The 19603-nt window shown below is 65.0% G+C and carries 16 protein-coding genes; 6 read left to right on the forward strand and 10 right to left on the reverse strand.

The window, feature by feature from the left end; genetic code table 11:
• Positions 1 to 7: 7 nt before the first annotated feature.
• From ACLRDN_RS24795 to ACLRDN_RS24825, 7 genes are all read right to left on the reverse strand, one after another.
• Complete coding sequence (locus ACLRDN_RS24795; RefSeq protein ID WP_413458434.1) at positions 8 to 1333, reverse strand: DUF2863 family protein; 1326 nt, start codon at positions 1331 to 1333, stop codon at positions 8 to 10.
• Positions 1334 to 1345: 12 nt separating this feature from the next.
• Positions 1346 to 2278, reverse strand: coding sequence for a DMT family transporter (locus ACLRDN_RS24800; protein WP_209535018.1), 933 nt, complete (start codon positions 2276 to 2278; stop codon positions 1346 to 1348).
• A gap of 138 nt (positions 2279 to 2416) precedes the next feature.
• Positions 2417 to 2566 (reverse strand): hypothetical protein, encoded by a 150-nt coding sequence (locus ACLRDN_RS24805; RefSeq protein WP_413458435.1) that lies wholly within the window; start codon positions 2564 to 2566, stop codon positions 2417 to 2419.
• Positions 2567 to 2716: 150 nt separating this feature from the next.
• Entirely contained in the window at positions 2717 to 3538 is an 822-nt protein-coding gene (locus tag ACLRDN_RS24810) for a MetQ/NlpA family ABC transporter substrate-binding protein (protein ID WP_413458436.1), read from the reverse strand.
• 121 nt (positions 3539 to 3659) lie between these two features.
• A complete protein-coding gene (locus ACLRDN_RS24815; protein ID WP_413458437.1) occupies positions 3660 to 5039 on the reverse strand; it encodes an LLM class flavin-dependent oxidoreductase in 1380 nt (459 codons plus the stop codon).
• Between the two features lie 9 nt (positions 5040 to 5048).
• The gene (locus ACLRDN_RS24820; protein ID WP_413458438.1) at positions 5049 to 6311 is read right to left on the reverse strand and encodes an SfnB family sulfur acquisition oxidoreductase; all 1263 of its coding nucleotides are present in this window, start codon (positions 6309 to 6311) and stop codon (positions 5049 to 5051) included.
• 40 nt (positions 6312 to 6351) lie between these two features.
• Positions 6352 to 7587 (reverse strand): SfnB family sulfur acquisition oxidoreductase, encoded by a 1236-nt coding sequence (locus tag ACLRDN_RS24825; RefSeq protein ID WP_413458439.1) that lies wholly within the window; start codon positions 7585 to 7587, stop codon positions 6352 to 6354.
• A 264-nt stretch (positions 7588 to 7851) separates the two neighbouring features.
• On the opposite strand from ACLRDN_RS24825, the gene ACLRDN_RS24830 reads away from it, so the two are divergent.
• The 3 genes from ACLRDN_RS24830 to phaP all read left to right on the forward strand — a co-directional run bounded on the left by ACLRDN_RS24830 (position 7852) and on the right by phaP (position 10209).
• Complete coding sequence (locus ACLRDN_RS24830) at positions 7852 to 8058, forward strand: DUF3717 domain-containing protein (protein ID WP_413458440.1); 207 nt, start codon at positions 7852 to 7854, stop codon at positions 8056 to 8058.
• A gap of 134 nt (positions 8059 to 8192) precedes the next feature.
• Complete coding sequence (locus ACLRDN_RS24835) at positions 8193 to 9401, forward strand: patatin-like phospholipase family protein (RefSeq protein ID WP_413458441.1); 1209 nt, start codon at positions 8193 to 8195, stop codon at positions 9399 to 9401.
• Between the two features lie 238 nt (positions 9402 to 9639).
• On the forward strand, positions 9640 to 10209 hold the full coding sequence (gene phaP / locus ACLRDN_RS24840) for a TIGR01841 family phasin (protein WP_006463404.1): 570 nt from the start codon (positions 9640 to 9642) through the stop codon (positions 10207 to 10209).
• 77 nt (positions 10210 to 10286) lie between these two features.
• On the opposite strand, the gene ACLRDN_RS24845 is transcribed toward phaP, so the two are convergent.
• Positions 10287 to 11894, reverse strand: coding sequence for an NAD(P)/FAD-dependent oxidoreductase (locus ACLRDN_RS24845; protein ID WP_413458442.1), 1608 nt, complete (start codon positions 11892 to 11894; stop codon positions 10287 to 10289).
• 244 nt (positions 11895 to 12138) lie between these two features.
• On the opposite strand from ACLRDN_RS24845, the gene ACLRDN_RS24850 reads away from it, so the two are divergent.
• A complete protein-coding gene (locus tag ACLRDN_RS24850) occupies positions 12139 to 13116 on the forward strand; it encodes a GNAT family N-acetyltransferase (protein ID WP_413458443.1) in 978 nt (325 codons plus the stop codon).
• A gap of 220 nt (positions 13117 to 13336) precedes the next feature.
• The gene (locus ACLRDN_RS24855; RefSeq protein ID WP_413458444.1) at positions 13337 to 13678 is read left to right on the forward strand and encodes a hypothetical protein; all 342 of its coding nucleotides are present in this window, start codon (positions 13337 to 13339) and stop codon (positions 13676 to 13678) included.
• Here ACLRDN_RS24855 and mnmC read toward each other — a convergent pair.
• Positions 13653 to 15530: an FAD-dependent 5-carboxymethylaminomethyl-2-thiouridine(34) oxidoreductase MnmC gene (mnmC, locus tag ACLRDN_RS24860; RefSeq protein ID WP_413458445.1), complete on the reverse strand. Its 1878-nt coding sequence runs from the start codon at positions 15528 to 15530 to the stop codon at positions 13653 to 13655. The two genes, ACLRDN_RS24855 and mnmC, sit on opposite strands and share 26 nt — an antisense overlap.
• A gap of 162 nt (positions 15531 to 15692) precedes the next feature.
• Here mnmC and ACLRDN_RS24865 point away from each other — a divergent pair, with 162 nt between their 5' ends.
• Entirely contained in the window at positions 15693 to 16628 is a 936-nt protein-coding gene (locus tag ACLRDN_RS24865) for an AEC family transporter (RefSeq protein WP_413458446.1), read from the forward strand.
• A gap of 68 nt (positions 16629 to 16696) precedes the next feature.
• Here the strand turns inward: ACLRDN_RS24865 and ACLRDN_RS24870 are convergent, their stop codons facing one another.
• Positions 16697 to 19537 carry an EAL domain-containing protein gene (locus ACLRDN_RS24870; protein ID WP_413458447.1) on the reverse strand — a complete coding sequence of 947 codons (2841 nt, stop codon included), beginning with the start codon at positions 19535 to 19537 and terminating at the stop codon, positions 16697 to 16699.
• Between the last annotated feature and the right edge of the window lie 66 nt (positions 19538 to 19603).

Here is a 19603-nt window from a genome sequence, read left to right on the forward strand (position 1 = left end):
CCGCTGATCAGGCCGCCGGCAGATCGCGCGCACGCAACGGCTGTCCGTTCTCATCAAAGCCATCAGCCAGGCGCACGGCCGTCACACCGAGCGAAGCCACCGCATCGGCGGCATCGAACAGCACCGCCTGCAGATCGCCCTCGACCAGATGTTCAGAGCGCGCCAGCGTGGTTTGCGCATTGCGCAGTACCACCTGCAGCGTGGTCTCGTCATCCTCGTCCACCAGCGCGAGGAAGGCGCTCGCCCCGGCCGCCTGCGCACCGGACTGCGCCAGCCCGGCCTCCAGTTCGGAGAGCATCTGCAGGGTGCGGTATTCGCCATTGCCGGTGTGCTTGGCACCATGGAACAGATCCTGGTACAGGAAGTGCAACTGGCACTGCGCAGCCTCGCCGGTTTGCCCGGTCAGGCATTGCTGCATGAGCGGCGTGATCTCTTGGCTCCACTCACGGAAGCGTTGCGCGCGCGATTCGAAGTAAGCATCGGCGGCCGCTTCTTCCTGCGGAATCGCATAGAAGGGATCAGTCACCTCCTTGAGCGAAAAGCCCAGCAGGAAGCGCAGTTCCAGTGCCTCATCGTCGGCCGCGAAATGGCTGGCCGGCCAGCCGCGCATGCTGCGCTCGATGGCCGGTACGCTCAGGATCTTCTTGTCGGTGAGCGAGGCGAAGGCATCGCGATTCATGGCCTCCACTTCGCTGAAGCTCAGGGCGTTGATCTCTTCCGGATGGTAGAGGTGATGCACCAGTACCACGCGCGCCTTGGGACTTTCCAGCCCGGCCTTCTGGATGCTCTCGCGCAGGGTGTCGAAGGCATCGCCATCGGCCAGGGCCTGCTCCTCGCGCAGGCCACCGCGCGTGCGCGCCAGCAAGGGGATCAGGAAGGCATTGATTTCCAGTTCCTTCTCGCCCCGGCGCAGCACGATGATGTCGGCGCCCTCTTCCACCACTTCACGCAGGAAAGCATGGCCGCGCGGATCGTCGTAGCGAAGCTGTTCCAGCACTTCGTAGAGGGTGTCGTCATCGCGCTCGCGCAGGGTGTTGCGCACCATGCGTTCCAGTTCATCCTGGCCGACGCGGCGGCCCGCGCGGTCCGGCGCATCGGCGGCCACGGCACTGGCCAGCGCCACCATCTGCTGCACGCGCAGTTCATCTTCATCCAGGCTCTGCGAGGCCGCATGGGCCTGGTGCTGGCGACGGCGGGCGGCTTCGGTGGAGACGTGGGTCTTGGGCTTATCGCGTGCGGGGCCCGCCTTCGCGGCTGGCTTGGCGTGGCCGGGAGCGGCCTTCTTGGGGCCCGGGGAATGTGGTTTGCCGGTGGGGCGTTTGGCTTGATTCATTTTTTTCCTCGCTCAGTTCAGCGGTAACTTGTCGGCAGTATTGCGGCCCGGCAGCGTGGCCAGGAACATCCCGGCCAGGGCCACGGCGAAGGCACCGGCCTGCAGCGCCGAGAGGCTTTCCCCCAGGGCCAGCACCCCGACCACGGCGGCCGAGACCGGCAGCATCACGGTAAAGACGCCGGCACGCGCAGCCGGGACCACCTTCAATCCCGTCATCCACAGCCACACGGTCCAGACGCTGGCGGCCAGGGCATAGAAGACCAGCAGCAGCCAGATGTTGGCCGGCACGGTGGAGAAATTGAACTGCAGCGCCGTGTACAAGCCCATGGGGGTCATCAGCAGCAGGCCCCACAGGTTGATGACGGCGCTGATGCGCTTGGGCGTGAGGACCGTGGTCAGCTTCTTGCCGATGACGGCATAGGCGGCCTCGCACAGCACGGCGCAGAACACCAGCACGTTGCCCAGCCAGGCGCTCTGCCCGCCGCTGGCAGCGGCCGCGCCATGACTGTCCTTGGCCAACGACAGCAAGCCGATGCCGATGGCCCCGCAAGCCACCGCGCCCCAGACCCGCAGGCTGATTTTTTCCTTGAGGAAGACCCAGCTCATCACCGCCACCACCGCCGGAATGGAGGACATGATCACGCCCGCCGAGACCGCATTGGTCATCGACACGCCGGTAATCATGCACAGCGTAAAAAGGAAATTGCCGAGGAAGGATTCGAGGAAGACCAGCCAGCGCGACTGCGTGGAGAGCGGTTTTTCATCGGCTGGCTTCTTCAGCCAGCGCAGCATGGCGACCGCGCCGATGCCGAAGCGCAGCCAGGCCAGCAGGAACACCGGCAGCAGCGCCGCCAGCGGCTTGGTCAGCGCGACGTAAGCGCCAACCAGGGACATGCTCAGGATCAGACAGCCATAGCCCATGGGGCGGCTGGGGGTGTAGCTCATGTTCGGTTCGGATATCGTGTCGAGGCCGGCGACATGGACGACGCTGGCTCCGGTGAATGGAGCCAGCATTTTACCTGCTCGAACGAAGTGAACCGAATGAGGACGTGCAGCCCTGTGGAAAAGAAAAGTGCGGCGAGCTCAATGCCAGAAAATCTCGATGAGTTTTTTGACACCGCCCAATAGCAGAAGCAGCAATACGAACCCAATCGTGCCAAGCTCAGCCGCCAGCGCACCGGCGTGCATTTCACCGTTTTTAAGATCCTGCCAAAACTTGCGGAAAAATGACATGAGCGAATTCCCTCTCGTGAACGTTGAGCCTGCCGCATGCGGACATGCGCCGGGACTTCACTATAAGGGCCGCTTTCTTGAGGTCGATGCGTTTCAAAAATTTTTGCCGCGCCATCAAAACAAATCAACGTCCGGCAATAACGATCGCACTCACCAAGCCGCCAAAATCCCCCCGTTGAACTCCGTCTCGATATACCGCTTCACCTCCGGCGACTGATACGCCTGCACCAGCTTGCCCAGCCAAGGCTGCGCACGGTCCTTGTCGCGCACGGCGATCAGGCAGGCATAGGGGCTGTCGCCGCTTTCCACGACCAGGCTGTCGCGCGCCGGATTGAAGCCGGCCTTGGAGGCATAGTCGGCATTGATGGCCGAGGCATCCAGGTCATCGAGCGTGCGCGGCAATTGCGCGGCGTCGATCTCGACGAACTTCCACTTCTTCGGATTCTCGGTGATGTCGATGGGCGTGGCATTGGTGCCGGTCAGCGGATCGATGCCCTCGCGCAGCTTGATGATGCCCTGCTTCTGCAACAGCAGCAGCACGCGGCTCTCGTTGGCCGGGTCATTGGGAATGCCGATCTTTGCCCCCACCGGCAGGTCCTCCAGCTTGCGATACTTGCGCGAATAGATCGCCATGGGCCCGATCATGGTCTTGCCCTCGGCATAGAGCTTGTAGCCGCGCGCCTTGATCTGCGCATTGAGGAAGGGACGATGCTGGTAGCTGTTGGCATCGAGCTCGCCCGCGTCCAGCGCCGCATTGGGCTGGATGTAGTCGTTGAACTCGATGATCTTGACCTTGTAGCCCGGATTGTCACGCTCGAAGACGCGGCGTGCCTGCTCGAAGATCTGCGCATGCGGACCACTGGTCACGCCCACGCGGATTACCTGGTCGGTGGCGGCCTGGGCCGTGATGCTGGCGCTGGCCAGTACGCCCATGGCAAGGCCCGAAAGCCAGTTGGTGACGATCGATTTCATTCTCTTCCCCGGTTGAAAAAAGGCCAATGTAGCGAGCCCTCAACCGGTGCGGAAGGAATCATTTCCGCTTTGCTTATGTGCTGCGCGCATGTCCCTGCGCGCAGCCACCTGGCGATTTTCTTCAGGCGTGCTCGACCGCCGCTCCCGCCCGGAAACCCGCACCCACGTGCTCCTGCGGCAAGGTGGCACCACGCTGGAAAAGTTTTTCACGCAAGGTACCCTGGGCATAGTCGCGCTTGTAGGAACCGCGTTCCTGCAGCACCGGAATGACCAGGTTCACGAAGTCTTCGAAGCTCTCCGGCGTGACCGTGCGGGTCAGGTTGTAGCCGTCGATGCCGGTGTCGGCCACCCAGCTTTCCAGTTCATCGGCGATGCGGTCGGGCGCGCCCACGATGCTGGCATAACGGCCACCCAGTTCGAGCTGTTGCAGCAGCTTGCGCTTGGTCCAGTTCAGCTCCGGTTGCGTAACCACCTTGGTCAGCGATTCGATGGCATTGGTCTTGGCCGCGCGGATCGGTTCATCCAGCTCGTACTTCGAAAAATCGATGCCGGTACCCGCCGAGAAATGCGCGAGCCCCGCTTCGGGACTGGCGTAGCTGGCGTATTCGCGGAAGCGCTCCTGGGCCTCCTCGTCAGTGCGGCCGGTCACCACCGTCAGGCCCATGAAAATCTTGATGGCGTCCGGATCGCGTCCCTCGCGCACCGCCCCGTCACGAATGCTCTGCACCAGCTTGCGCGTGGCGTCCTTGCTCTGGCTGGAGATGAACACGCATTCCGCATGGCGCGCACCGAAGGCCTGCCCACGTCCGGACGAACCGGCCTGATACAGCACGGGCGTACGCTGGCGCGACGGTTCGCTCAGGTGGATGCCTTCGACGTGGTAGTAGTCGCCATGATGCGCGATCTTGTGCACCTTGGCCGGGTCGGCATAGACGCGGCGCGCGCGGTCGCGCACCACGGCACCGTCTTCCCAGCTGCCTTCCCAGAGCTTGTAGACCACTTCCATGAATTCATCGGCGCGGTCATAGCGCTGGTCGTGTTCCAGCTGTTCGTGCAAGCCCATGGCGCGCGCGGCACTGTCGAGATAACCGGTGACGATGTTCCAGCCCACGCGGCCACGACTTAAATGATCCAGCGTGGACATGCGGCGCGCAAACAGGAACGGGGCCTCATAGGTCAGGTTGGCGGTCACGCCAAAGCCCAGATGTTCGGTCACTGCCGCCATCGCCGAGACCAGCATCAGCGGGTCGTTCACGGGCAGCTGTATGGTCTCGCGCAGGGTGAGATCGGTATTGCCCTGGTAGACGTCATAGACGCCGACGATATCGGCCAGGAACAGGCCATCGAACTTGCCGCGTTCCAGCAGGCGCGCCAGGTCGGTCCAGTAGGCGATGTCGGTGTAATCCTGCGAGCGGTCGCGCGGGTGCGTCCACAGGCCGTGGTTGATGTGGCTGACGCAATTCATGTTGAATGCGTTGAGACGGATTTCCTTCTTGGCCATGCGGGCTCCTCAGATCGCGCCGTGACGCGGCGGCTTCTTGCCATTCAGGACGTAATTGCCGATGGCGTGATATTTCCAGCGCACCGGATCATGCAGCGTATGGGTGCGGGCATTGCGCCAGTGGCGGTCGAGATTGTGTTCGGACAAGGTCGATTGCGAACCGGCCAGCTCAAACAGTTTGCTGCCGGCCGCCAGCGAGACTTCAGTGGTCAGCACGCGTGCCTCGGCGACCGCAATGGACGCCTCCGCGATGCTCTCTTCAGTGGGCGCAGCGGCCGCAGCATCGACCTTGCGGCCCGCGCGGCGCACCAGCGCTTCGGCGGCGTGCAGCTGGATGGTCAGGTCGCCCACTTCGCGAATGGTGAGCGGATCGTCGCCGGCGCGTTCCACACCGCTGTCGACCCAGGGCCGCGAGCGGGTGCGCACGAATTGCAGCAGGTCCGCATAGGCCGCACGCGCGATGCCCAGATCGATGGCCGCGTGCTGGATCTGTGCCATCGGGCCGATCTGCGTGGGCCGCGAAAAGGCCGTGGCAAACCCGATCACGGCATCGGCCGGCACATGGACGTTCTCGAACACGGCACTGCCGCTGCCGGTGGTGCGCTGGCCGAAGCCGGACCAGTCGTCGATGATGGTCAGGCCCGGGGCATGGCGCGGCACGATGGCCAGTTGCTGCACACCCTCTTCATCGATCACCGAGGTCGGCACCCAGTCAGCATAGAGCGCACCGGTGGCGTAGAACTTGCGGCCGTTGATGCGGTAGCCGGGGCCGTGTTCATTGCGACTCAGCCGGGTCTTGCGGTCATGCGAAGTCTTGGTGCCGAGTTCGGCCAGGGCATTGCCGAAGCGGTCGCCCTGCAGCACCCGGTCAAAGAAGAACCGCTTCTGCGATTGGCTGCCGTTGACGCGGATCAGTTCCACCGCATAGAAATGGTTTTGCGGAATCTGTCCGATGGAACCATCGGCCGCCGAGATGGTGGCGATGACTTCGGCCAGGGTCCCGTAGCTGACACCCGCACCGCCGTATTCCTTGGGCACGGTGATGCCCCACAGGCCCGAACGCACGTAGCGTTCCAGCTCGTCCCAGGGCAGCTTGCGCTCGCGGTCGCGCAGCGCGGCTTCGCGGCTGAAGTCCTCGGCCAGCTTGCGCGCGGCGGCGATGGCTTCGGCGTCGTCGCGGATGCGCGCCACCAGGCGCGGTGGCGTGCCCGACGGCGGCGGCAGGGAATCGAGCGTGGTGTGGGTGGCCTGGGCGGCAGCGGTCTGGGTCATGATGGTTCGCGTTCGAATGAGGGAAGGCAGGGGCCGGGCATCAGCTCCAGGAGTGGCGCGGCGGCGGCGTGCCGTTCAGGGCGTAATTGCCGACCGCAAAATATTTCCAGCGCACCGGATCATGCAGCGTGTGTACGCGCGCGTTGCGCCAGTGGCGGTCGAGGTTGTGGCTCGCCAGGGTCGCAGCCGAGCCGGAGAGTTCGAACAGTTTTTCCGAGGCCAGCAGGGCCACTTCGGTGGACAGCACCTTGGCCTCGGCCACGGCTACCGAGGCTTGCGCCATCTGCTCGAAGCTGATCTTGGCGGGCAGGCTGTCGAGCACGGCGGCCGCCTCTTCCAGCAGCGCTTCGGCCGCATGCAGGCGCAGGCTCAGGTTGCCGATGTCGCGCAGGATGTAGGGGTCGTCGCTGGCGCGCTCCAGGCCGCTGTCCACATAGGGACGCGAACGGGTGGTGACGAAGGCGATGGTGTCCTGCACGGCCGCATGGGCGATGCCGGCATCGATGGCGGCCTGGATCAGCTGCGAGACCGGACCGATGTTGTTGGGCTGTTGCAGCGCGTCCTTCAAGGGCAGCACCTGCGACGCCGGCACGCGCACCTTGTCGAACACCACCGTGCCGCTGGCCGTGGTGCGCTGGCCGAAGCTGGACCAGTCATCGATCACCCGCACACCCGGCGCATCGTGGCGGCTGTAGACCACCAGCGGCTGGCCCTCGTCATCGATGGCGCGGCTGGGAATCCAGTGTGCATAGAGCGCACCGGTCGAATAGAAACGCGTTCCATTGAGCAGGTAGCTGCCGTCGCCGGCGGCGGTATCGAGCGTGGCGCGGGTGCGCACGTCCAGCACGTTCTTGCCGTTGCGCTCGGGACCGGCATTGCCCAGTCGCGCGCCTTCGAGCACCTCGTTGAAGAAGAAGCGCTGTTGCTCTTCGCTGGCGAGCTTGGCGATCAGGTTGAGATTGCCGAAATGATTTTGCGGAATCTGGCCGATGGAAGGGTCGGCCGCAGAGATCAGCCGAAACACCTCGGCCACCGTCTGCCATGACGCGCCGATACCGCCATGGGAGCGCGGCACGGTGATGGCCCACAGGCCGCTGTGCGAAAAGCGTTCGATCTGGTCGAACGGCAGAATGCGCTCCCGGTCGCGCTCGGCGGCGCTTTGGCCGAACTCGGCAGCCAGCTCGGCGGCAACCTGCAGCGCCTGCGCTTCGCTCGTAATGCGCTGGGCCTGGCGCAGGCCGGGACGGCGGACGGTTTCAAGGATGTGCGCGGACATGAACTACTCCTGAGGGATAGTGCGGGCGGCGCCAAAGGGCGCGCGAGGGGTCTCATTAGAGCAAAGCGAGGGGGGAATCCGAACGAAGCATTGCGCATGTGCTTGCTTGTTTTTCGCATGCTGCAGAGCGCGCACATGCTTATGCGGAAATTGCATGGAGGCCTGGCAAGCCCGGCCATACTGTGTTTTCAACCAGTATCGGCGGCTGAAATGGAGTAGAATGCGCCGACGTTTTACCTTACGTCTTTATCAAGAAATACCGCCATGCTCACCCTCACCGAACTCGAAGATGCAATCAACTACTGGCGCCACCAGCGCCCGGCCAGCGGAGAGGAATGCGCACTGTCCCCGGAAGTCAATGCCCTGGCGGGCCTGTACGCGATGATGATCTTCCATCGCCGCCATGAAGTGGAGCTGGAGCAGATCGATGCCCAGGCGCGCCAGCTGATCGAGGCCTGGCTGGCCAGCTGAACTGCAGGTTTTTCGTACGTCCGCGTACAGTGACGGTCACTTCCGTGTAAGCGCGTTATCCTAGACTCCTGCTGTTGTTGCAGAACCTTCACGTTGTTGCCGGATCCACCCGGTATCCCCAGAAAGGAAGAACGATGCGCAAGGATCAGGATCAGTCGCCGCCCTCCCCCCGCCGCAAATCCGCCACCGCTACCGTGGCTGCCAAGCCGCGCGTGGCGCTGGTGCTGCAAGGAGGCGGTGCGCTGGGTGCCTACCAGGCCGGGGTCTACCAGGCCCTGCACGAGAATGACCTGACCCCCGACTGGGTGGTCGGCACCTCCATCGGTGCCATCAACGCCGCCTTGATTGCGGGCAACCCGCGCGAGACCCGCATCGACCGCCTGCGCGAATTCTGGGAGACGGTGGCGCATCCGGACGTGTTCGACCTGCGCCAGGTCCCGGACACCTTGCGCCCTTGGGCCACCCGCCTGACCACGCTCGATACGTTTCTGCGCGGCACGGCCGGCTTCTTCCGGCCGCGTCCGCTGAACCCCTTTGCGCTGGGCCTGCCTGTGCCGCCCGACGAGGCCAGTTTCTACAGCACTGCCGAGCTGGGCGAGACGCTGTCGCGCCTGGTCGACTTCGATTACCTCAACGGTCCCTCCGGCATCCGCATGACGGTCGCGGCGGTCAAGGTCACCTGTGGCACCCTGGTCAATTTCGATTCGCGCCAGCGGCCGCTGGGACCGGAACACGTCATGGCCAGCGGCGCCCTGCCCCCGGGCTTTGCGCCGGTGCGCATCGACGGCGAACTGTACTGGGATGGCGGGCTGTATTCCAATACGCCGCTGGAAGCCGTGCTCAACGATGAGCCGCGCACCAACCTGCTCTGCATGATGGTCGACCTGTGGCATGCCGACGGACCGGAGCCACGCACCCTGGAAGAGGTGCAGACGCGCGAAAAGGATGTCACCTTCGCCTCCCGTTCACAGCGCCACATCGATGCCTACCTGCAGCAATACAAGCTGCGCCGCGCGGCCCACGCGCTCTACAAGCGCCTGCCCCCTGCCATGCTGACCCAGCAGGACCGCCAGATGATGGAGGAGCTCGGTGCCGACAGCACCATCCACATCGTCCGCCTGGCCTACGCCGGGCGCGACTGGAACATGGCCTCCAAGGACGTCAACTTCGCCAAGGGCTCGGTGATGTGGCGCTGGGAGCAGGGCTACCAGGATGGCCTGCGTGCCATCGCGCTGGGCAAGGGCTGTCCGTTTTCCGAGAGCGATACCGGCATCGTGGTCCACGATCTGCCCAGCGGCGACACCCACGTCCGCCCGGAGAAAACGACCGAACGTTCGGCTTGATCGCCCGCAAAGCCGCTGCTGGTGCGGCGTAGCAAAATGTCCACGCGGCGGATTATTTTTTGTGCGCCGCACAAATAACACTTGATTTCACCAAAGAAGTGCATAAAATAAGAATTGTTGCGGCGCACAAATCATGATTGTTGATTGATTCTGGTCGAAAGCCGCGCTCGAACGCCGATTGTTTTGATCGTCACGCTCGTCGGCAAGCTCATTTGTTCATATCACCTAGGAGATGCACATGTTTTCGTACCAAGATCAGTTTTCCGCCGCCACCAAGGCCAACCTGCAAGCCCACCTGGACCTCATCAACAACCTGACCGCCAAGGCCTTCGAAGGCGTGGAAAAGATCGTTGAGCTGAACCTGTCGGCCACCAAGGCCACCCTGGAAGAAGCCACCGCTGCCGCCAAGCAGCTGGCCGCCGCCAAGGACCCGCAGGAACTGCTGTCGCTGGCCGCCGCCCAAGCACAGCCGGGCGCTGAAAAGGCCACCGCCTACAGCCGTCACCTGGCCGGTATCGTGTCCTCGACCCAGGCTGAATTCACCAAGGCTGCTGAAGCCCAGATCTCCGAAACCAGCCGCAAGCTGTCGGCCCTGATCGACGAGATCAGCAAGAACGCGCCCCCGGGTTCGGAGCAAGCCGTCTCCATCCTGAAGGCTACCCTCACCAACGCCAACGCTGCCTACGAGCAACTGTCCAAGAACTCCAAGCAAGCTGTGGAAACGCTGGAAGCCAACCTGGCCAACGCGACCAAACAGTTCACCGCTGCTGCTGAAAAGACCGTCGCTTCGGCCCGCGCCAAGAAGTAATCTTCACTTCAGGCTGTAAAAACAAAACGCCGCCCCGGGTCACCGGAGCGGCGTTTTGCTTTGGGCGGTCCGGGGGATCAGCCCTGTCCCACCATGTCCAGCGCCAGCGCTTCGGCCACGCGGATGCCGTCGATGGCCGCCGACATGATCCCGCCCGCATAACCGGCGCCTTCACCAGCCGGGTACAGGCCCTTGGTGTTGAGGCTCTGCAGGGTGTGGTCATCGCGCTTTATGCGGATGGGCGAAGAGGTCCGCGTCTCGATGCCGGTCAGCACGGCGTCATGCATGGAGTAGCCACGGATCTGCTTTTCGAAAGCCGGCAGCGCCTCGCGGATGGCATCGATGGCATACGTGGGCAGCGACGGGTTGAGGTCGCCCAGCGTCACGCCCGGCTTGTAAGACGGCTCCACGCTGCCCAGCTGGGTCGAGGGACGATTGGCGATGAAGTCGCCCACCAGTTGCCCCGGCGCATTGTAGTTGCCGCCGCCGAGCTCGTAAGCGCGGCTTTCCCACTCGCGCTGGAAGGCAATGCCGGCCAGCGGATGGCCCGGATAGTCGGCCGGCGAGATGCCCACCACGATGCCGCTGTTGGCATTGCGTTCGTTGCGCGAATACTGGCTCATGCCGTTGGTGACCACGCGGCCCGGCTCGGAGGTCGCCGCCACCACCGTGCCGCCCGGGCACATGCAGAAGCTGTAGACCGACCGGCCATTGGAAGCGTGGTGCACCAGCTTGTAATCGGCCGCGCCCAGGATGGGATGGCCGGCACCGGGACCGAAGCGGCACTTGTCGATCAGCGACTGCGGGTGCTCGGCGCGGAAGCCGATCGAGAACGGCTTGGCCTCGATGTAGACGCCGCGCTCGTAGAGCATCTCGAAGGTATCGCGAGCGCTGTGGCCGATGGCCAGCACCACGTGGTCGGCTTCGATCTGTTCGCCGGTGTTCAGGGTCAGGCCACGGATCTGGCCGTCTTCGATCAGCACATCCTCGACGCGCTGCTCGAAGCGGAATTCGCCGCCCAGCTTCTCGATCTTTTCGCGCATGAGCTGGATCATCTTGACCAGGCGGAAGGTACCGATGTGGGGCTTGCTGACGTACATGATTTCCGGCGGCGCATCGGCGGCCACGAATTCGGCCAGCACCTTGCGGCCATAGTGCTTGGGGTCCTTGACCTGGCTGTAGAGCTTGCCGTCGGAGAAGGTCCCGGCGCCACCCTCACCGAACTGCACGTTCGATTCCGGTTTCAGTTCGCGCTGGCGCCACAGGCCCCAGGTGTCCTTGGTGCGCTCGCGCACGGTCTTGCCGCGTTCCAGGATGATGGGATTGAAGCCCATCTCGGCCAGGATCAGCGCCGCAAAAAGACCGCAGGGACCGAAGCCGATCACCACCGGGCGCTTCTTGATGGTGGCCGGAGCGCGGGTGACGTAGTGATAGGAGGTATCGGGCGTGGGGCCGACATTGGTGGTCTTCGCATGGCGTGCCAGGACCGCCGCCTCGTCCTTCACCTCGACGTCGATGGTGTAGTTCAGGGTGATGGCCGTCTTCTTGCGGGCATCGTAGCTGCGGCGAAACAGCGTGAAGGACAGCAGGTCGCCGGCCGGGATGCCCAGGCGATCGAGGATGGCGGCGTTCAGTTCGTCTTCCGTATGGCTCAGCGGAAGGGTCAGTTCAGAGATGCGCAACATGTGCGGGGACTTTCAACAAGACTGGGGATGCAGGAGGTGGCGCAGGCCACGATGGCCGGTGTGCTCACGGCGGAAGGCTGCGCGAAAGGCGACATTTTACTCCAGCCCGGCAGGCGCTCCCAGCCCGGCCCCGCCAGTTGCGCAGGTGCGACAGCCAGCATGGCCCACGCCATCAAACAAGTTGCATAACGCAAGTATCTGGCGCAGCATTGATTGCACTTCGCAACCATTACCGGATCCTGCCATGGACTATGACGGCCTGCACTCTCCCCCGCGCGACCAGACCATCCGCCAGTTGCGCGAGCTCTCGCGCAAGCTGGTGCGGGAACTGGGCTTCATGCGCAGCACCCTGGCCGGCAGCGACCTGGCGCCCTCGGCGGTGCACGCGCTCATCGAGATCGGCCTCAAACCCGGCTTGCAGGCGCGCGAGCTGGGCGAGCTGCTGTACCTGGACAAATCCAACACCAGCCGCCAGCTGGCCAAGCTGGAGGCACTGGGGCTGGTACGCCGCAGCCCGGTGCCGGGCGACGGGCGCGCCTACAGCCTGGCGCTGACCGAAGAGGGGCAGGCGCTGCGCAAGAAGATCGACAAGTTCGCCACCGACCAGGTCTCCGGGGCCCTGCGGCGCATCCTGCCGGAAGACCAGCAGGGCCTGGTGCGCTCGCTGGCGCTGTACTCCGAGGCCCTGTCGCGCGACAACCCCAATGCGGCAGCACGTCCGGCCAAAGGCGCGGCAGCGGAATTGAACACCGGCTACCAGCCCGGCTGCATCGGCGACATCGCCAGCCTGCATGCGCGCTACTACGCCGAGGCGGCCGGCTTCGGGGTGTTCTTCGAGCACAAGGTGGCCAGCGAACTGGGCCGCTTCGCGCAAACCCTGCCCCAGGTCGGCAAGCAGCTCTGGACCCACATCGAACACGGGCGCTGCCTGGCCTCCATCGTGATCGATGGCGACCTGCAGCAGCGGCAAGCGCACCTGCGCTGGTTCATCGTCGACGACGGTCTGCGCGGCAGCGGCGTGGGACGGCGCTTGCTGGAACAGGCCATGGCCTTCGTCGATGCCCATCGCCTGGCGTGCTACTTGTGGACCTTCCAGGGACTGGATGCGGCACGCCACCTGTATCTGTCGGCCGGCTTCGAACTGGCCGAGGAGTCGCCCGGCGAACAATGGGGCAGCCGCGTGGTGGAGCAGCGTTACGAGCGCGCGGCGCGCAGGAAGTGAGCGTTGCGTGGCTGGCGGCATGTATCGGTGTGCCGCGATTTGTTACCGGATCCCCCCGCGCGGCGCTGCCTTCGGGCTGCAAGACGGGAGCGCTGGCAGGCACGGACACAACTGGAAACACAACATTACAGTCTTAAAGAAGCCCGGCTCCTACAGTGGTTTTCACAGCGCGGCCCCGCTTGCGCTGCATCCACGCAATACCACCTTGCAGGAGTCCAACATGAACACCAAGACCAAAACCACTCGCCTCGCCTTCGCCCTTCTCACGACCCTCTCTGCGCTCGCTGCCACCGCAACCCTGGCCCCTGCCGCGCAAGCGCAGGTGGTCGGCGTGGACGTACGCATCGGTACGCCACCGCCCGCCCCGCGTTATGAAGTGGTGCCCGCCCCGCGCCACGGCTATGCCTGGGCACCCGGCTACTGGGCCTGGAACGGCCATCGTCACATCTGGATCGGCGGCCACTGGGAACGCATGCGCCGCCACTACGCCCGCTATGAACCGGCCCACTGGCAACCGGGTCCGGGTGGCTGGGTGTTCATTCCGGGTCACTGGGTGCGTTGAGGCCGGCCGCTGAATCCGCGCCGAAACGGGCCGGGTCCAGCGCCGCCACCAATTCGCGCGGCAGCGGCAAGGGCTCGCGCTCGATCATCGCGGCCAGCAACTCGGCCATCAGCGGTGCCCAGATCAGGCCGCGCGAGGCATAGCCCAACAGGCCAAAGAGCCCCGCCTCACCCGGCAAGGCACCGACCAGCGGCAAGCGGTCCGGCGCAATGCAGCGCTGGCCGACCCGCCCAGGAAGATCCGCATCCGGCTGCGGCAGCGACATGTGTGCCGCGATCTGCGGCAGCATGTGCTGCAGGCGGGCCAGGTTCTCGGCATGGCTGTCCGCACGCAGCGCAGGATCGTCGAAGCGATCATAGCTGGCCCCCATGCACACCTGCCCGGCATAGGGGCGCGTGAGGTAACCGTCACCACACAGCGCATGCGGCAAATCGGGGAAGCCTTCGGCGGGCAGGTGCATGACCTGGCCGCGCACCGCATTCAAGGGCAAACCCGCCGCCTGCGCCAGCACGCGCGCCTGCGCGCCCGCTGCAAGGATCACCACCGGAGCTTGCGCGATCAGCGCACCATCACCATCGACCGCCTGCCATTGATCGTCCACGCGCACCAGGCGCGCGACAGCGCGATTGAAATGCGAACGCACCTCGCCTTGCGACTGCGCCACCGCCAGCATGCGGCGGCACACCGAGGGCGGATTGAGCCAGCCCGCTTCCGGGAAGAAATAGCCGCCGCCCATGGTCGGCATGCCCAGTGCGCTTGCCGTCTCACTGGCGGACATCCAGCGCGCATAACGCGGCGGATACTGCCACTCGCGCGCGCCCTGCTCGAAGGAGATCGCCTGCTTGGCATCGCGGCCGAATTGCAGGATGCCGCAGCGCTCGCCACGAACGGCGGCGTGATCCTCCAGCCCCAAACCACCCAGATCCTCCAGACGTTGCGAGGCAAACAAGAAGGCCGCCCGTGTGAGCCGCGCCAGCGGGCTGTCATCGCGTGCCAGCGCGGGCATGAAGAGACCACCGTGATTGCCTGAAGCGCGGGTGGCCACCGCCGGGCCCGCATCGATGAGATCGATGCACCAGCCGCGCGCCGTGAGCCGCTCGGCCGCAGCGGTGCCGGCCAGCCCGGCGCCGATCACCAGCGCCTGCCGCGCATGCGGCAGATCGCGCCGCAAGGGCGTATCGGAGGCCGCCACATGCGTGACCGGACGCGCCCAGGCCGGTGCATAACGCAAGGCCAGCGCGCCGTCCTGCGCCTGTCCATGGAAACCGACCTGGCGCATCGCCGCCGCCAGCGCCGCATCGCCAGCCGCACCGAACACCAGTGCCCGCGCCCCGGTCCAGGCCAACCGCGCCAGGCGCTTGCAGGCATGCGCATGCCAGGCTGGCGCGGCAGGATCGAAGCGGGTCGGGTCGGCATGCAGGTAGAACAGGTCCACCGGCGCTTCCAGCCGCGCCAGTTCTTCTTCCACCGCGCCCCAGACCAGGGTCAGCGTGAGGCGGCCTTCATCGAGCAAGAGACGGTGCGTGCCCGGCAAGGGCAGCGGCCATGCAGCGCGCAAGGCCTGTGCATAAGTTAAGTCTTCGGAGAGGACTTCCGCGGACGGCGGATGCGGCAGGATCGCAATGTAGTGCAGATGCACCGCGCCCTCCCCTTGCGCGCGCTGGCGGGCGAAGGCATGCCAGGTGGCGAAGAAGGACTGACCCAGCCCGAAATGCAGGTCCAGCACGGTGGCGCTGCGCTGCTCGCGCAGGCAGTCCGGAACGCCCTGCAGTGCGGAGGAAATCGTGCCGGCCTCGGCGCGCCAGGCGGCCAGCAATTCGGAAGAGGCAAGTTGAAGAGGACGCGCAGGCATCGTGAAAAGCCCTGTGGATAAATCAGACAAGGCCGCCATTCTACGCCGCCCGCCCCGTGCGGCATTGCGCCTTGACAAAGCAGGAGCAGCTTCGTAGGGTCTAGGGCCTGTTCTCACATCCGACGCCGATCAACCCGCCCCGCAGCATGGCTGCGCTACGCCATGCTCGCCATCTTCAACATCGTCTTCCCGATTTTTTCGTTGATCTTCCTGGGCTGGATGTGCCGCAAGCGCCGCATCCTTTCGGCGAGCGCGGCCAGCGAGCTGAACCGCTTCGTGATCTGGCTGGCGCTGCCGGCGCTGCTGTTCGATTCCATGTCGCGCCTCAAAGCTGCGGACTTCGCCAACCTGCGCTTCATCGCCGTCTTCGCCATCGGCGTGGCGGTGGTGTTCCTGCTCACGGCCGCGCTGCGCCTGCGCCAGAAAGCGGCCGCGCCCGACGTCATCATCGACAGCCTCGGCAGTTCCTATGCCAATACCGGTTTCATCGGCATTCCGCTGTGCTACCTGGCCTTCGGCAGCGATGGCCTGCCGCCCTCGGTGATCGCCATGGTGATGACGGCCTGCCTGCTCTTTGCGGTGGCCATCGTACTGCTGGAAACCTGCCTGCATGCCCAGGCCGCCTTCGGCCAGACCGTGGCCAAGGTGGGCCGCTCGCTGCTGCGCAATCCCATCATGATCGCGCCGGTGGCCGGCATCATCGTGGCCTTGAGCGGCGTGGCCATTCCCCCTGGCGTACAGCAGCTCTTCAAGATGTTGGGCGGTGCGGCCGGTCCTTGCGCGCTGGTCTCGCTGGGGCTGTTCCTGGCCCAGCCGGTGCGCACGGCGGGTGGCTCGCCGGTGTGGCTGCTGGTGGCCTTCAAATTGCTGCTGCAGCCGGCCGTGACCGCCGTGCTGGCCTACTGGATCCTGCCCATGCCGCGCCTGTGGGCCGACAGCGCAGTGCTGCTGTCGGCGCTGCCCATCGGCACCGGCCCCTTCATGCTGGCCGAGCTGTACCAGCGCGAAGTCACCGCCATGTCGCGTGCCATCCTGGTCTCCACCACTCTCTCGCTGCCCACCATCGCGCTCATCCTGGCCTGGATTGCGCATCATTGAGCCGGAAATGAAAAAGGCCGCAGCGGCATTGCCGTGCGGCCCTATTCCGGAACAGCCCGTGAAGGAAATTACAAAATCACCCGCTCCTCCCGCAGGATCTGTTCGAACTTCTCGGCCGCCACCGGCGGACTGAACAGGTAACCCTGGATCTCGTCGCATCCATAGTGGCGCAGGTAGTCCAGCTGCTCATCGGTCTCCACCCCTTCGGCAATGACGCGCAGTTTCAAGTGGCGCGCCAGCGAGATGATGGAAGCGGTGATGGCCGCATCATCGGCATCGATGGTGATGTCGCGCACGAAGGAGCGGTCGATCTTGAGCACATCGATGGGGAAGCGCTTCAGGTAGGCCAGCGACGAATAACCGGTGCCGAAGTCGTCGATGGAAAGACGGATGCCCAGTTTCTTCAAGCCCGCCAGGATGCCGATGGCGTGCTCGACGTCAGTCATCATGAGGCTCTCGGTGAGTTCGATTTCCAGCGAGGCCGGCGGCAGGCCGGTGTCTTGCAGCACATCCGCAATCGAGGAGACCAGATCCTTCTGCAGGAACTGGCCCACCGAGAGGTTGACCGAGACGCTGATGTCTTCATGCCCGGCCAGTTGCCACTGGCGGCACTGGGTGCAGGCGGTGCGCAGGACCCAGGCGCCGATGGGCAGGATCAGGCCGGTCTCTTCGGCCAGGCCGATGAAGCGCGCCGGCGAGACCATGCCCAGCTGCGGATGCAGCCAGCGGATCAGCGCCTCGCTGCCCACCACGCGGCCCGAGGCCAGGTCCACCTTGGGCTGGTAGTGCAGCAGGAATTCGCCGTGATCCAGCGCATTGCGCAGGTCGCCTTCGATGCGCAGGCGTTCCAGCGCCTGCTCGTTCATGGCCGGGGTATAGAACTGGAAATTGTTGCGGCCGGTCTGCTTGCCGCGATACATGGCAATGTCGGCATGCTTGATGAGGGTCTCGCCATCGGTGCCATCGTTGGGATAGCAGGCCACGCCGATGCTGCAGGTCATGAAGAGCGTATGCCCGCCCAGCGTCACCGGTGCGGCCACCGCATCCATGATGCGTTGCAGGCTGCGGGTGTCGAGCGAGAGCTCGTCCTGCTCCGGCAGGATCATGATGAATTCGTCGCCGCCCAGGCGCGCCACCGTATCGGCTTCGCGCACGGCCGCACGCAGCCGGCCGGCCACGGTGCGCAGCAGGGTATCGCCGGCCTTGTGGCCGAGGGTGTCGTTGACGAATTTGAAGCGGTCCAGATCCACGAACACCACCCACAAAGCCTGCTTCTGCCGCTCGGCCGCGCCGATGGCCTGCTCCAGGTGATGGCGCAGCATGTGGCGGTTGATCAGGCCGGTCAGGGTGTCGCGGCTGGCCTGGAATTCCAGTTCGGCTTCATAGCGCTTCATCGAGGTGATGTCGTAGAGCGCCGCCACGAAGTGGGTGACCACGCCGCTCTCATCGCGCACCGGGGCGATGTAGAAATCGTTCCACAGCTCCGAGCCATCCTTGTGATAGTTGCGCAGCACAACGTTGTGCTCGCGCTGCTCGCGCATGGCGATCCAGACGGTCTCGAACCCCTCGGGATCGCTGTCGCGCCCTTCCAGGAAACGAATGCTCTTGCCCACCGCTTCGCCGCTGCTGTAGCCGGTGATGCGGGCGAAGGCCGGGTTGACGTATTCGATGGCGTACTCCGGCGCCTGGGCCGAGAGGATCAGGATGGCATTGGCACTGGCCTCGATGGCCTGGTGGCGCAGGCGCAGCGCGCGCTCGGCCAGGCGGCGCGCCTTGATGTCGTCCGACAGCAAGGCGTTGGTGGTGCGCAGCTCGGCGGTCTTGTCTTCCACCAGTTGCTGCACGCGGTGCGAACGCATCGACAGCGCACGCATGTAGGCCGCGCCCAGCAGCGAAGCGATCACGCCGACCAGGCCGATGAGCAGCGAGCCGTAGTGATCGGCAAAGACCGAACGCGGCGGGATGCTGATCTCCATGTGCCAGGTCTGGCCGGCGATGTCGAAACTGGTGAGGGTGGAAGAAGGATGGCGGAAGAAGCTGCCGGGCTTGATGATCTGGTCCAGCCATTGAGCCGGCTGGGCCACGCTGTCATGGCGGTAGACCAGGTTGGCCGGATCGGCCTGGGGGCCGACGTAGATGCGCAGGCCGATCTCGTGGTCGGACATCAGGCCGGCGCCGTCGAGGATCTTCTGCACCAGTCCGTTCAACTCCAGCACGGCCGTGGTATCGCCCACCAGCAGCGCGCGCCGGGCGGCGGTATCGGTCGGTTGCACGCCGCCGCGATAGACCGGCTGGATCACCAGCAGTCCGCGCTCGTCCGGCCCGGACTGGGCCAGCCGGATCGGCGGGGTGGAAGAAGGCCGGCCGCTGACCACGGCCGCATCAAGCGCGCCGGTGATGGCCGCGTTGCGCGAGACATCCAGACCCAGCGCGGCTTCATTGCCGGGCACCGGTTCCACGTAATCGACCACCAGGTAGGTGGGCTGCTGCGAAGCGCGCACGGGCCGGCCGTCCTCGAGGGCGGTGATTTCGAAGCCCGGCTTGGCGCCCTGGCGCAGGGCCTCGAACACCAGCCGGTCTTCGTCGGCCACGAAACGCTGCACGCTGAAGGCGCGCACGTAGGGATAGCGTTCCAGCAGCGGACGGGTGAAGCTCTCGAACTGTTCGCGCGTGGGGTCGCCCACGGTGGCATAGAAGTGATTGACCACCGATTGCACCTGGACGGCCTCTTCCAGCCCGCGCTGGATGGTGAAGGCACGCAGCCCGGCCCGGCGCTCGAAGTCCAGGTGGACGGCATCCTCTTCCAGATGGCTGGTGGCGACGAAGACCGTCACGGTGGCACACACGCCCAGCATCAGCGTGAGCGATGCCGACAACGTTGCCCCCAGCTTGTTGATCACACGCTGCATAGATGAATCGTTATTTCCCTAAGGTGAGCCAGATCATAATCCGGCTGATCCCTCGTTATCGGCCGA

It is taken from the genome of Herbaspirillum huttiense (assembly GCF_047300815.1).
Taxonomy (GTDB): Bacteria; Pseudomonadota; Gammaproteobacteria; order Burkholderiales; family Burkholderiaceae_D; genus Herbaspirillum; species Herbaspirillum huttiense_A.

Coding starts and splice junctions, on each gene's coding strand:
- ACLRDN_RS24795 (WP_413458434.1), bottom strand. CDS start 1,333: ATGAATCAAGCCAAACGCCCCACCGGCAAACCACATTCCCCGGGCCCC.
- ACLRDN_RS24825 (WP_413458439.1), bottom strand. CDS start 7,587: ATGTCCGCGCACATCCTTGAAACCGTCCGCCGTCCCGGCCTGCGCCAG.
- mnmC (WP_413458445.1), bottom strand. CDS start 15,530: ATGCCTGCGCGTCCTCTTCAACTTGCCTCTTCCGAATTGCTGGCCGCC.
- ACLRDN_RS24850 (WP_413458443.1), top strand. CDS start 12,139: ATGGACTATGACGGCCTGCACTCTCCCCCGCGCGACCAGACCATCCGC.
- ACLRDN_RS24855 (WP_413458444.1), top strand. CDS start 13,337: ATGAACACCAAGACCAAAACCACTCGCCTCGCCTTCGCCCTTCTCACG.
- ACLRDN_RS24820 (WP_413458438.1), bottom strand. CDS start 6,311: ATGACCCAGACCGCTGCCGCCCAGGCCACCCACACCACGCTCGATTCC.
- ACLRDN_RS24870 (WP_413458447.1), bottom strand. CDS start 19,537: ATGCAGCGTGTGATCAACAAGCTGGGGGCAACGTTGTCGGCATCGCTC.
- ACLRDN_RS24805 (WP_413458435.1), bottom strand. CDS start 2,566: ATGTCATTTTTCCGCAAGTTTTGGCAGGATCTTAAAAACGGTGAAATG.
- ACLRDN_RS24845 (WP_413458442.1), bottom strand. CDS start 11,894: ATGTTGCGCATCTCTGAACTGACCCTTCCGCTGAGCCATACGGAAGAC.
- ACLRDN_RS24865 (WP_413458446.1), top strand. CDS start 15,693: ATGCTCGCCATCTTCAACATCGTCTTCCCGATTTTTTCGTTGATCTTC.
- ACLRDN_RS24815 (WP_413458437.1), bottom strand. CDS start 5,039: ATGGCCAAGAAGGAAATCCGTCTCAACGCATTCAACATGAATTGCGTC.
- ACLRDN_RS24810 (WP_413458436.1), bottom strand. CDS start 3,538: ATGAAATCGATCGTCACCAACTGGCTTTCGGGCCTTGCCATGGGCGTA.
- phaP (WP_006463404.1), top strand. CDS start 9,640: ATGTTTTCGTACCAAGATCAGTTTTCCGCCGCCACCAAGGCCAACCTG.
- ACLRDN_RS24830 (WP_413458440.1), top strand. CDS start 7,852: ATGCTCACCCTCACCGAACTCGAAGATGCAATCAACTACTGGCGCCAC.
- ACLRDN_RS24835 (WP_413458441.1), top strand. CDS start 8,193: ATGCGCAAGGATCAGGATCAGTCGCCGCCCTCCCCCCGCCGCAAATCC.
- ACLRDN_RS24800 (WP_209535018.1), bottom strand. CDS start 2,278: ATGAGCTACACCCCCAGCCGCCCCATGGGCTATGGCTGTCTGATCCTG.